Origin of the sequence: Nocardiopsis sp. RV163 (assembly GCF_001029525.1) — a bacterium.
Classification (GTDB): domain Bacteria; phylum Actinomycetota; class Actinomycetes; order Streptosporangiales; family Streptosporangiaceae; genus Nocardiopsis; species Nocardiopsis dassonvillei.
The window spans coordinates 14,981-27,056 of record NZ_LEKI01000030.1; the positions used below are offsets into that span (position 1 = coordinate 14,981).

Annotated in this window: 12 protein-coding genes; 5 read left to right on the top strand and 7 right to left on the bottom strand. The window is 72.8% G+C overall.

From position 1 onward, the window contains the following. The first annotated feature begins 12 nt into the window (after window positions 1–12). Window positions 13–180, top strand: coding sequence for a hypothetical protein (locus ABD54_RS28500; RefSeq protein ID WP_017563552.1), 168 nt, complete (start codon window positions 13–15; stop codon window positions 178–180). Window positions 181–437: 257 nt separating this feature from the next. Here the strand turns inward: ABD54_RS28500 and ABD54_RS08245 are convergent, their stop codons facing one another. From ABD54_RS08245 to ABD54_RS08260, 4 genes are all read right to left on the bottom strand, one after another. Then, complete coding sequence (locus ABD54_RS08245) at window positions 438–2,735, bottom strand: SpoIIE family protein phosphatase (RefSeq protein WP_047868838.1); 2,298 nt, start codon at window positions 2,733–2,735, stop codon at window positions 438–440. A 152-nt stretch (window positions 2,736–2,887) separates the two neighbouring features. Continuing rightward, complete coding sequence (locus tag ABD54_RS08250) at window positions 2,888–3,589, bottom strand: metal-dependent transcriptional regulator (protein ID WP_047868839.1); 702 nt, start codon at window positions 3,587–3,589, stop codon at window positions 2,888–2,890. A 385-nt stretch (window positions 3,590–3,974) separates the two neighbouring features. After that, complete coding sequence (gene pdxH / locus ABD54_RS08255) at window positions 3,975–4,628, bottom strand: pyridoxamine 5'-phosphate oxidase (protein ID WP_047868840.1); 654 nt, start codon at window positions 4,626–4,628, stop codon at window positions 3,975–3,977. Window positions 4,629–4,679: 51 nt separating this feature from the next. Beyond that, the gene (locus ABD54_RS08260; protein ID WP_047868841.1) at window positions 4,680–4,889 is read right to left on the bottom strand and encodes a hypothetical protein; all 210 of its coding nucleotides are present in this window, start codon (window positions 4,887–4,889) and stop codon (window positions 4,680–4,682) included. 140 nt (window positions 4,890–5,029) lie between these two features. Here ABD54_RS08260 and ABD54_RS29350 point away from each other — a divergent pair, with 140 nt between their 5' ends. The 3 genes from ABD54_RS29350 (at window position 5,030) to ABD54_RS08270 (ending at window position 7,878) form a co-directional block, all read left to right on the top strand. Next, window positions 5,030–5,158, top strand: a complete 129-nt coding sequence (locus ABD54_RS29350; protein WP_268778176.1) for a hypothetical protein — start codon at window positions 5,030–5,032, stop codon at window positions 5,156–5,158. Between the two features lie 495 nt (window positions 5,159–5,653). Then, window positions 5,654–6,784 carry a phosphoserine transaminase gene (gene serC / locus ABD54_RS08265; RefSeq protein WP_047868842.1) on the top strand — a complete coding sequence of 377 codons (1,131 nt, stop codon included), beginning with the start codon at window positions 5,654–5,656 and terminating at the stop codon, window positions 6,782–6,784. A 92-nt stretch (window positions 6,785–6,876) separates the two neighbouring features. Continuing rightward, on the top strand, window positions 6,877–7,878 hold the full coding sequence (locus tag ABD54_RS08270) for a glycerophosphodiester phosphodiesterase family protein (RefSeq protein ID WP_047868843.1): 1,002 nt from the start codon (window positions 6,877–6,879) through the stop codon (window positions 7,876–7,878). 9 nt (window positions 7,879–7,887) lie between these two features. Here the strand turns inward: ABD54_RS08270 and ABD54_RS08275 are convergent, their stop codons facing one another. Next, a complete protein-coding gene (locus tag ABD54_RS08275) occupies window positions 7,888–8,949 on the bottom strand; it encodes a hypothetical protein (RefSeq protein ID WP_047868860.1) in 1,062 nt (353 codons plus the stop codon). Between the two features lie 92 nt (window positions 8,950–9,041). Here ABD54_RS08275 and ABD54_RS08280 point away from each other — a divergent pair, with 92 nt between their 5' ends. Beyond that, window positions 9,042–9,767 carry a 3-keto-5-aminohexanoate cleavage protein gene (locus tag ABD54_RS08280; RefSeq protein WP_047868844.1) on the top strand — a complete coding sequence of 242 codons (726 nt, stop codon included), beginning with the start codon at window positions 9,042–9,044 and terminating at the stop codon, window positions 9,765–9,767. Window positions 9,768–9,870: 103 nt separating this feature from the next. On the opposite strand, the gene thpR is transcribed toward ABD54_RS08280, so the two are convergent. Both thpR and ABD54_RS08290 read right to left on the bottom strand, forming a co-directional pair. Then, complete coding sequence (gene thpR / locus ABD54_RS08285; protein ID WP_047868845.1) at window positions 9,871–10,461, bottom strand: RNA 2',3'-cyclic phosphodiesterase; 591 nt, start codon at window positions 10,459–10,461, stop codon at window positions 9,871–9,873. A gap of 193 nt (window positions 10,462–10,654) precedes the next feature. Next, complete coding sequence (locus ABD54_RS08290) at window positions 10,655–12,070, bottom strand: MFS transporter (protein ID WP_047868846.1); 1,416 nt, start codon at window positions 12,068–12,070, stop codon at window positions 10,655–10,657. Between the last annotated feature and the right edge of the window lie 6 nt (window positions 12,071–12,076).

Sequence of the window (12,076 nt, forward strand, 5' to 3'; positions counted from 1 at the left end):
GTCGGAGCTGGAATGAGCGGTGCTTGGGACGGCCTCATCGTCATGGGCCTGCTGGTCGTGCTGCTCGTGATCGGGGTGCGCAAGCTCCGGCCCCGGGTCCACATCCCGTGGACCACCGGCGGGATCGTGGTCTTCTTCGTCTTCCTGTGCCTGCTGCTGTGGGCCTGGTCCTGGCGCTAGGCAGTGTTTGGGGGACCTCCGCTCCGCTTCAGTCCGTGTTCGGGCGCCCGGAGCACGGGAACCCCCGGTGTCCGCGGCGGGTTCGCTCCTTCCTCGCGAACCCGCCTCCGCCACCTCCAGAACCCCCCGGGCGCCCGAACCGACCCCCACAAGCCGAGGCCGCGAACAGACCCCGGGCGTGATCCCGCCGAAGGGGCGGGCCCGGCGCGTCGCGGCGGTTCCACGACTGCGCCGGGCCCGGAGGCTGCGGCGAGGGGCTAGTCCTGTCCGGCCTTCTCCCCGTCCTCGGACCTCTCCCGCTCCCCGGTCTCCTCGGAGTGCATGGGCATCTCGAACCAGACCGCCTTGCCGTCCGGGGTCGGCCGCGCCCCCCACCGGGTGGCGAGCTGCTCGACCAGGTACAGGCCGCGGCCGCCCTCGTCGTCGGCGGCGGCGCTGCGGATGCGGGGCAGGCGCAGGTCGTTGTCGAAGACCTCGACCCACACGGTGTTCGCGCCCCGCCGCAGCCGCAGCAGGAACTCCTTCTCCCCCGCCTCCTCGGCGGGTTCGTCGGTGTCCTCGGCCACCGCCTCCAGCAGGTCGGCCCAGTCCTCGTCGAACTCGTCGGCCACCGCGTCGAGCGGGGTCTCGGAGTCCAGCACCCCTGCGCCGGTGAACTCGCGGTGCACCGGGTGCGGGGTGGCGTGGATGACGACGTTGGTGACTATCTCCGAGACCAGCAGGCAGGCCAGCTCGGCCTGGTCGCGGTCCACCCCCCACTCGCTGAAGGTGCGGGCCGCCATGTGGCGGGCCTCGCCCACGGTGGAGGCCTCCGAGGGGAACCAGCCCTCGCGCAGCGCCAGCTCCTCGGAGTGGGTGCGCACGACCAGCAGCGCGGTGTCGTCGTGGTGTTCGCCAGGGACGCTGTGGGCGGCCGCCTCGGCGATCTGGTCCACGTCCTTGTCGGCGACCTCGGCCACCCGCTCCGACAGCAGCTCGAAGGCGCTCTCGGGGTCCGCGCTGCCCCCGGCCGGACGCCGGTCCACGAGCCCGTCGGTGTACAGGACCAGGGTGGCGCCGATGGGCAGGCGCAGGTTGGCCTGGTGGTACACCACGTCCTCGCCCGATCCGCCCTTGGCCCGCACGCCCAGCATGCGGTCGGTGACCTCCAGGTCGATCTTCTCCACCGACTCGGAGGTGACCAGCAGCGGGGGCGCGTGCCCGGCGTTGGCGTAGGACAGCTCGCGCGACCAGGCGTCGTAGACCATGTACAGGCAACTGACGCTGGGGATCCAGGTGCCGCCGTCCTCGTCCTCCTGGCCCAGTTGGCGGACCCACTCGTCGAGTTCGCGCAGGATGTCGGCGGGCTCGCGGTCGGCCTGGGCGAAGGCGCGCAGCGCGGCGCGCAGTTGGCCCATGACGGCGGCGGCGTGCGGGCCGCGGCCCTCGACGTCGCCGATGACCAGTCCCACCCGTCCGGCGGAGAGCGGGATGGCGTCGTAGAAGTCTCCGCCGATCTGGGTCTGGACCCCGTACCCGTCGGAACGCATCGGCCCCGCGGGCAGGTAGCGGTGGGCCGCGGTCAGTCCGTCCAGCCGGGGCAGGCTGCTGGGCAGCAGGCTGCGCTGGAAGGCCAGCGCGGTACTGCGCTCCTGCTCGAAGAGGCGGGCGTTGTCGATGGCCAGGGCCACCCGGGAGGCGATGGCGCCGACGAGGTCGCGGTCGAAGCCCCCGTAGGTGCTCTTCTGCCGCGGTGAGAGCCCGGACAGCGCCAGGGTGAGCACGCCCAGTACCTCGCCGCGGGCCCGCAGGGGGGCGGCGATGGCGGAGGTGACGCCGACCTGGCGCGAGACCTGGTCGGAGCGCGTGCTGGGCGAGTTCTCGAACAGGTACTCGCTGCTGACCACCGTCTCCAGGCGGCGCAGGGCCTGGGTGACGAAGTGGCGTTCGGGGTAGCGGACCTCGTCTCCGACCTCGAACCAGGTGCGCGGCGGGGGCGTCCACCCCTCGGCGTGCACCGACACCTGTCTGACCAGGCGGTCGCGCTCGTAGAGGTCGATGAAGCAGTGGTCGGCGAACTGCGGCACGAGGATGCCCGCGACCCCCCTGACCGTGGAGTCGAACTCCAGCGAGCTGGTCAGGCGGCTGCCGATGCGCTCCAGCAGACCGTACTGCTCCTCCACCCGTCCGCTGCGCAGCGCCTCCCTGGCGATCAGGGTGATGCCGTCGATCTCGCCGGACTCGTCGCGCATGGGCACGGCCTGTGCGCGCACGTGGATCCAGGTCGAGTCGCCCCGGAGCACGGCGAAGGTGCCCTCCCACGGCTCCCCGCGCAGGACGCGCCGGGCCAGTTGGGAGGCGTGCTCGCGGTCGGACTCGTGGATGCCGATGTCGAGCAGGGAGAGGCCGACGTAGTCGCGACCGCCCACGAACCCGAACAGCTCGCGGGCGAAGGGGTTCCAGTAGCGCAGGAGGCTGGCGCGGTCGATGACGACGATGGCGATCTGTGCCTGGTCCGCCACGGCGGCCGCGGCGAGCGCGTCACCCTTGGGGAAGGGTTCACCCCACCGTGTCATCTAGCCGCCACCTCGCCGTCATGAGCTGCATACATGCCCGCTCCGGGTACCCCGAACGACCGCACCTTGGGGCGAGCGTAGCAACACCGTCAACGTTCCCGCAGCGCAATGTGACAATCCTGATGAGCAACCAATCAACGCGTCCGTACGGTTCACGGCTTGGCGACGAAGATGTGCCCGGCGACGAGCGCCGAGAGCTCGGTTTCCCCGGTCTCACCGTCGATCACGCGGACCCCGTCGTCAGAGGCTCGCAAGACCACTTCCTGTCCCGGTTGTACCCCGGATCGGCGCAAGGTGAGCATGATGTCGGCGTCCGACTGGATCTGCTCGCTGATACGCCGCACGGTGGCCGTCGTCTCGCTGTTCCCGGCGACGTCGATCATAGGGACGATGGAGTCGTCGGTGAAGGGCTCGGGGGCGTAGTCCTCCAGGCCCAGCTCGTCCAGGCCCGGGATCGGGTTGCCGTGCGGGCAGACCGAGGGTGCGTTGAGCAGCGTGACCAGACGCTCCTCCACCGCCTCGGAGATGACGTGCTCCCAGCGGCAGGCCTCGATGTGCACGTCCTCCCAGGGGAGTCCGATGACGTCCACGAGCAGGCGCTCGGCGAGCCGGTGCTTGCGCATGACGTGGGTTGCCAGACGGCGCCCCTCGGCGGTCATGACCAGGTGCCTGTCGTTCTCCACCCGCAGCAGGCCGTCGCGCTCCATGCGGGCCACGGTCTGGCTCACCGTGGGGCCGCTCTGGTGCAGGCGTTCGGCGATACGGGCCCGAAGCGGGACGATGCCCTCCTCTTCGAGCTCGAAGACCGTACGGAGGTACATCTCCGTGGTGTCGATCAGCCCGTGTGCGGTCAAGTCTCCCCTCCCAAGGCTCTGTGCCCGGCGCGCGGTCACGACGGGCACGGCGGGTCTCTCACAACACAGGCCGGGGCGACGTGATTCCCAGGGGCCGGGTGGGGACCGGGGCGTCCGCAGGACCGCGGGAGCGACCACCGATACTCGCAAGCATATCGCGGCGCGGGGCGCCCGGATTTCTGCCGGGTCTCACGATGCGGATACGTTCTGCCCCGCGCCGCAAGGGCACTTGGTCACGCCGACGGGTGCCTTCCAGCCCACCGTGTGCGCCGGAGCGGTGCCGGGCGACGCCCACCTGCGGGAACGGCCCCCCGAACTCGCGTACGAAGCGGCCAAGATCACTCTCGGGAGCGGCGCGGCACGAGCGCGTCACCCGACGGCCCGGTCAGGGGGCCAGGCGGTCGACGCTCCAGGAGCCGTCGGGCTCGCGCAGGTAGCGGAACCGGTCGTGCATGCGGTCGGCGCCGCCCTGCCAGAACTCGACCTCGCTCGGCACGAGCCGGAAGCCGCCCCAGTAGGCGGGCCGGGGGATCTCCTCCTCGGCGGCCCAGACCGTGTCGAACTCCCGGTAGAGCCGGTCGAGCTCGGCCCGGTCCGCCACCGGCCGCGACTGGCGCTCGCTGGCCCAGGCGCCCAACTGGGAGCCGCGCGGGCGCGAGGCGAAGTAGCGGTCGTTCTCCTCGTCGCTGAGCCGCTCCACCCGTCCGGCCAGCAGGACCTGGCGCCGGACGGCGTGCCAGGGGAAGACCGCGCTGGCGCGCGGGTCGGCCTCCAGGGCCAGTCCCTTGCGCGAGGTGTAGTTGGTGAAGAAGCGCAGTCCCGTGCTGTCGTAGCCCTTCATCAGCACGGTGCGGGCGCGTGGCATGCCCGAGGGTTCGACGGACGCCAGGACCATGGCGTTGGGTTCGGCCAGACCGGAGTCGTAGGCCTCGTCGAACCACAGGTGGAACTGCGTCATGGGGTGGTCGGCGAGCCCGGAGCGCCTCAGGGGTGCACCCAGGTACGGTTTGCGCAGTTCGGCGGGGTCTTGGTGGTCCACACGGGGCATCCTCTCGCGTCGGGTGCCGCGCGCGCCAGCCGGACCCGCGCGTCAGGCGCACGCCGGTCCGGGATCGACCGTGGCCGTGCTGACCCGGCAGCGGGCGGCGATCACGTGCCGGCGTTCGCCGTCCGAGCCGAGCGGGCCCACCACGACGAGCTGGACCATGCGGTCGCGGTACCAGTTGCCCTCGGAGGGCTCGCCGAAGCCGAGGTAGCCGGAGACGGCGGACAGGTTGTGCGTGCCCTGGACGTCCTCCACGAGCGCCTGCTGCTCCCGCTCGTACCCGGCGTCGGTGCCCAGGAACGGCGAGGGCCGCTCGGCGGGCGCGGCCGGGGCCTCCCGGGGCCCGGCGCTCCCGGGGAGGGGGTGCGGGATGCGCCGCAGCGCGCGAGACCACCTTGAGCGCGTCGTTGGCGATGGCGGCGTGGGTGATCGAGGGCGTGCCGCCGTCGGCCGCCACCGCCTCGGCGTCGGTCCCCCGCTCCCGCTCCTCCTCGGCCTCCTCGTCCTCCCCCTCGTCGGGGTAGAGCTCCTCGATGAGGGTCCGGGCGTCGTTGTGGAAGGAGCGTTCGCTGGCCTGCGTGTACTGGTTCCAGGCGCCGCTGGCGGCGAGCGGAGTGCAGAAGACGGGGCACCCGGAGGCGTGTCCGAGAGTCTCGGCGCCCGCCGCTCCATCCTGCCCACGAGGCGGGCGTCGGCCCGGGTGGGGCGCACGCGCAGGGCGTCGAAGACCCTCAGGACGGCGCTGGCCCCACCGCCGCGGACGGTCTCGGGGTCGGTGCTGCTGTCTGCCACGTGCGGACGCCCATCCGTATCGCGCGTCGTGTTCTGGCGTTCCCCCCGAAACCCCTCCCATAAGACCGCACCCCTAGCGGAAAATGCACCTGTATGAATGGAAATGCGACTGGGCTATACCGACCAGAACCTTTGGGAACGTGACATAGCGCCCGCTTCCCCGCGCAGTTTCGGGCGTCCCAACAGCGGCCCTGACCGGCCCCGCCGCCTCCGCCGCCACTACGCTGGTGGGCGTGACCGACGAGATTCAGATCCCCGCGAACCTGCTGCCCTCCGACGGCCGTTTCGGCAGCGGCCCGTCCAAAGTCCGCCCCGCCCAGATCGAGGCCCTGGCCGCCTCCGGCTCCCGCTACATGGGCACCTCCCACCGGCAGAAGCCGGTCAAGTCGCTGGTCTCCCGGGTGCGCGCCGGGGTGAGCGAGCTGTTCTCCCTCCCCGACGGCTACGAGGTGGTCCTGGGCAACGGCGGCACCACCGCCTTCTGGGACATCGCCGCGCACGGCCTGCTGCGCGAGAAGTCCCAGCACCTGGCCTTCGGAGAGTTCTCCAGCAAGTTCGCGAAGGTCGCCAAGGGCGCGCCCTGGCTCCAGGAGCCCACCGTCATCAGCGCCGACCCGGGCAGCCACGGCGAGCCCGTGGCCGAGGCCGGCGTGGACGTGTACGCGCTGACCCACAACGAGACGTCCACCGGTGTGGCCGCGCCCATCAGGCGCGTGGCGGGCGCCGACGAGGACGCGCTCGTCCTCGTGGACGCCACCAGCGGCGCGGGCGGCCTGCCGGTCGACATCGCCGAGACCGACGTCTACTACTTCGCGCCGCAGAAGAGCTTCGCCGCCGACGGCGGGCTGTGGCTGGCCGTCATGTCGCCCCGGGCCCTGGCCCGCGTGGAGGAGATCGCGGCGGGCGGCCGCTACGTGCCGGAGTTCTTCTCGCTGCCCACGGCGGTCGACAACTCCCGCAAGGACCAGACCTACAACACCCCGGCCGTGGCCACGCTGCTGCTGCTCGCCGAGCAGTTGGAGTGGATGAACGGACGGGGCGGCCTGGAGTGGACCGTGGCGCGCACCGCCGAGTCCTCCTCGGTCCTCTACGACTGGGCGGAGAAGTCGCCGGTCGCGACGCCGTTCGTCACCGACCCGGCCAAGCGCTCGCAGGTGGTCGGCACCATCGACTTCAGCGACGAGGTGGACGCCGCCGCGGTGGCCAGGGTCCTGCGCGCCAACGGCGTGGTCGACACCGAGCCCTACCGCAAGCTGGGCCGCAACCAGCTGCGCGTGGCCATGTTCCCGGCGATCGACCCGGACGACGTGCGCGCGCTCACCGAGTGCGTGGACCACGTGCTCACCGAGCTGTCCTGACCCGTTCGCCCCGCGTTGCACAATGGAGGCCGACCCGCGTCGGGTCGGCCTCCCCCTTTTCCCGGCATCTCGCTTCTCAGGACGGTTCGGCTGTGCGCAGGAACAAGAAGGAACCCCCCATCAAGATCATCTCGCACCGCGGTGCGTCGGGGCACCGCCCCGAGCACACGCTGGCCTCCTACGAGCTGGGGGCACGGCACGGCGGCGACTTCATCGAGATGGACCTGGTCTCGACCGGGGACGGGAGGCTGGTCTGCCGCCACGAGCAGGAGATCGGCGGGACCACGGACGTGGCCGAGCGCCCCGAATTCGCCGACCGGCGCACCACGCGCACCGTCGACGGGCGCGAGGTGACCGGGTTCTTCGCCCAGGACTTCACGCTGGAGGAGATCCGGACCCTGCGCGCGGTGGAGCGCCTCAAGGACGTGCGCGCGGACAACGCCGTGATGGACGGCACCTACGGGATCCCGACCCTGGAGGAGGTCGTCGAGCTGGCGCTGGCGCTGACCAAGGAGCTGGGCCGCCCGATCGGGATCTACCCCGAGACCAAGCACCCCGCCTACCACGAGGCGCAGGGCCTGGAGCTGGAGCCGGTGTTGATCGAGGCCCTGCGCGGGGCGGGGCTGACGGGCCCGGAGCCGCTGGTGCCGGTGTTCCTCCAGTCCTTCGAGGCCGAGAGCCTGCGCAAGCTGGCCGTGACGGAGCTGCCGCTGGTCTACCTCATGGGCGCCGAGGAGCACTGGCTGCACCACACCACGCCGGACGGACTGGCCGAGGTGGCGACCTTCGCGCACGCGATCGGCCCGGCCAAGAGCCTGGTCGTGCCCGTCGAGGACGGGGTGCTCGGGGAGCCGACCGACCTGGTGGAGAACGCGCACGCGGCCGGGCTCCTGGTGCACCCGTACACGTTCCGCAGCGAGAACCGCTTCCTCCCCGCGGAGCTGAGGTCGGAAGGCGGTCCGGGCGACTACGGGTCCTTCGCCGCCGAGTACGAGGCCTTCTTCGAGGCCGGGGTGGACGGCGTGTTCACCGACTTCTCCCGGCACGCCTTCCTGGCGCGCGAGCACTTCCTGGACCCGCAGCCCGAGGGTTAGGGTCGGGGGTCAGCCCCGTCGGGCCAGCAGGACGATCGCCACGATGACCAGCGCGGCGACCGCGCCGCCGCCCGCGATGAAGGGCAGCGCCCCACGCGTCTGGGTCCCGGCGGTCCCGTCCTCCCCCGCGGGCGACTCCTGCGCGGCGACCTCCCGCGCCGGGGGCTCCTCGGCGAGGTAGCGGTCCTCCAGGGGGATCCGCCAGACCGGCGCCCCGGGGCCCTCGGTCCCGGCCATGAGGGCGGTGCCGTCGGGGGTGAAGGCGACGGCCTCGCCCTGGTCGGACTCGGGCAGGTCGAAGGCGCCCAGCGAGGAGCCGGGCACTCCCCCGGTGGCGTCGTAGACCGTCGCCCCCCAGTAGGTGCGGACCACGTAGCGGCTGCCGTCCGGGCTGAAGGCGGCGTCGGTGGCGAACAGGGGCGCCGAGTCGATCCGCTCCAGGACGTGACCGGACCCGGGTTCGAGGTCCTCGGGCGCCGCGTACAGGCCGCCGGAGAACTCCTTGGACACCACGTACATCCGGCCGTCGCGGGGGTCGACCATCAGCGACTCGGCGTCGCGCCCCCCGTCCTCGTAGGTGAAGGTGAACACCTGCGGGTCGACCACCGTGTCGGCGAGCGCCTCGGGCTCGGGGAAGCGGTGGACGCTGACGTCGGGCCAGCCGCCGGCGAAGTTGTCGCCGATGTCGGCCACCAGGACCGACGGCGTCCCGTCGGGTGCCTCGGCGACCGTGATCGCCTCCCAGTCGCGGCGGTCCAGGTTCAGCGTGACCGTGGCGAGCGTGCGCCCCCGCTCGTCGACCGCGTACACCTCGTTCAGGTGCTCGCCGCTGTCGTTGTGGGTCCACCACACGCCTTCGTGCAGCAGGGAGGGGGCGATCCCGCTGGATTCGGAGATCCTCGGGTCCTGGAACTCGAAGGCGATCTCGGAGCCCTCGGGCCCCTCGCCTCCGCGGGGGTAGTCGACACCACCGGTGCCGGGGTCGCTCGGGTCCCCGGGCAAGGCCAGGGCAGGGGCGGCCGGGAGGGTCGCGAAGAGGGCTGCGGCGGCAAGAACGAGCGGAGTTCTCATGACCGACATCCTGCCAGGAGGCGCCACGGATGGCTTGTACCCGTGAGGTAACGGGCACATTGGGCTTACGGAGCGCCGTTAGGAGGGCACCCATGAGGATCGTCGCCTGTCTCAACGGGGACCGCCGCCCCGGAGCGCACCCCGCCCTGCCGGTGTCCGTCGACCAGGTGGTGGCGGACGCGCACGCGGTGGTGGCGGCGGGAGCGACCGAGCTTCACCTGCATCCGCGCGACCCCACCGGGGCCGAGTCTCTGGCGCCCCAGGTGGTGGGCCCGCTCATGGAGCGGCTGCGCGCCGACGGGCCGCGGGTGCCGGTGTCGCTGACCACGTCGCTGTCGGCGGAGTCCGACCCGTGGCGGCGCTACGACCTGGTGCAGCGCTGGGCCTCGTCGGCGCTGCCGGACTCGGTCACCGTGAACCTGCACGAGGCGGGCTCGGTGGACCTGGCGCACCTGCTGGAGGACCGCAGGATCGGGGTGGAGGCCGGGGTGTGGACGGTGGAGGCCGCGCGCATCCTCGTCGCCACGAAGCTCAGGGTGGCGGCGGTCCTGGTGGAGCCCACGCAGGTCGCGGTGGAGGACGCCCGGCGCAACGCCGAGGCGATCTGCTCCCTGCTGGACCGGGCGGGGGCGAACCAGCCGCGCTTGCTGCACGGGGCCGACGCGACGGCCTGGCCGGTCCTGGAGTCGGCGGTGGCCTCGGGCTACGACATCCGGATGGGGCTGGAGGACACCATGCGTCTGCCCGGAGGCGGGGAGGCGCACGACAACGCGGACCTGATCGCACGCGCGGTGAGCCTGGCCGCCGCCTCCGCGTGACCGGGCGGTCAGCCGACGAGGGCGCCCAGGAGCACGAGGAGCATGATGCCTGCCAGAACCACGGGCAGCAGCCAGCGCTGCTTGCGGTTGTTGGTGAGCATGCTCATGACGCTCTCCGCTCAGGAGGTCGGGTGGGGTCCGCGTCCCAGCCTAGCTCCCAGGTCCGGACGGTTCGGTAGCGGTCCTCCCGCTCCGGTCTGCTCTCCACCAGGTGCGCCTCGCGGACCCGCCACCCGCGGCCGGGCAGCGCGCCCAGCGCGTCGGCGGTCCCGGTGAGGTCGCGTGCGGGACGGCTGCGGGCCACCGTGATGTGCGGCACGTAGGCCCGGTGCTCGACGGGCACGCCGACCCCCTCGGCGGCGGCGCGCAGTCCGTCGGCGAGGGCGCGCAGGGACGCCGTGTCGCCGCCGAGCCCGGCCCAGAGCACGGAGGCGCGGCGGAGGTCGCCGGGGAAGGACCCCCAGCCCTCGGCCGTGATGTGGAAGGGCCGGTGCGCGCGGGCCTCGCGGCCGAGGGCGCCGTCGAGCGCGGGCAGGAGGGCCTCGTCCACCTCGCCGAGGAAGACCAGGGTGAGGTGCCACTCGCCGGGATCGGCCCAGCGCAGGCCGGGGGTGTGGCCGCGGCCCCGGTCGACGGCCCGGCGCAGCGCGTGCGCGGTGTCGGAGGGCGGGTCCAGTGCCGCGAACAGTCTCATGGCCCCATTCTGGCCGGGCCCCGGTCCGCCCGGAGCTGCGGTCCGCCCGGGGACTCCGGGGCCGTTCCGCGAGGGTCGGCCGGAGCCCCGCCGGGCCCGCTGGCGGCCGATCCGGCGGGGGTGGCACGGGCTGCGGAGGGCAGGGGGGCCGTCCCGGTCGCGCCCCGAGGACGGCGGGGCACGACCGGGAGTCTCAGGCGCGGGTGACCGTGTCCGGCCGGGTCCCGTCCTCGTCAGGGACGGGGCGGACCCGGGTGGAGCCGCCCGGGGGGCGCTCGGCGCCGACCCGCTGGCGCTCCGCCTCCGGGGCCTCCCCGCGCCCGCTCGCGTCCTCCGCGGCCCCCTCCTCGGCGGCCTCCGCGTCCGCGGAGGGGCGCCGGCCCGGGAGCACGTCGCGCGGGCGCACGCCCTTGGCCCGCAAGAGCAGGGCGGAGATGACCGTGACGACCACGAGGGTCACCGCGCCGCCGATGACCAGGCTCGTCTCCGGGCCGAAGGTGTCGGCGAGCAGTCCCACCACGGGCGCGCCGATGGGCGCCACGCCCATGAACACCAGCAGGAACATGCTCATGACGCGCCCGCGCATCCGCGGGTCCACGCTGAGCTGGAAGGTGGCGTTGAGCGTGGTCACGTACGTCATGAAGGCCACGCCCATGGGCACCAGCACCAGAACGAACGGCACGTAGCCGGGCATGAGTCCCGCGACGGCCTGGAGCGCGCCGAAGGCCAGCGACCCGATCAGCACCAGCCGCAGCCGGGGCCGGTCGCGGCGGGCGGCCAGCAGCGCGCCGACGAGGGCGCCGACGGCCAGGAAGGCGGCGGCCACGCCGAAGGCGTCGGCCCCGGCCTCGAACACGTTGTTGACCATCAGGGCGATCTGGTTCTGGCTGTTGGCGCCGAAGAACTGCGTGGCGGCGGCCAGCACCAGCAGCAGGACCAGGTCGCGCCTGCCGCCGATGTAGCGCAGCCCCTCCCGGATCTGCCCCTTGCCCCGGGCCACCCGCTCGGTGGGGTTGAGCTCGGAGGTGCGGATCATCGTCAGCGCGAGGATGGTGAACCCGAACGACGCGCCGTTGATGAGGAAGACCGGTCCGCTGCCGATGACGGCGATGAGCAGTCCGGCGACGGCCGGACCGGTCACCCGGCCGAGCTGGAAGCTGGCGCTGTTGAGCGCGATGGCGTTGGACAGGTGCTCCCGGTCGACCATCTCCGGGACGAAGGCCTGCCGTCCGGGGTTGTCGAGCACGGTGATCAGGCCGAGCCCGAAGGCGAACAGGTACACGTGCCAGACCTGCGCGGCCCCCGCGGTGGCCAGGATTCCCAGGCCGACCGCGAGCACGCCCATGGCGGCCTGGGTGCACACCAGCAGCCTGCGCTTGTCCAGCCTGTCGACCAGCGCCCCGCCCCACAGGCCGAAGAGGAGCAGCGGCAGGAACTGGAGGGCGGTGGTCATGCCGAGCGCGATGCCGCTGCCCCCGCTGAGCTGGAGGACCAGCCAGTCCTGCGCGATGCGCTGCATCCACGTGCCGGGGTTGGACAGAAGCTGGCCCAGGGCGTACAGCCGGTAGTTGCGGTTGGCAAGGGACCGGAACATGGCGATACGCCGCATCAGTCC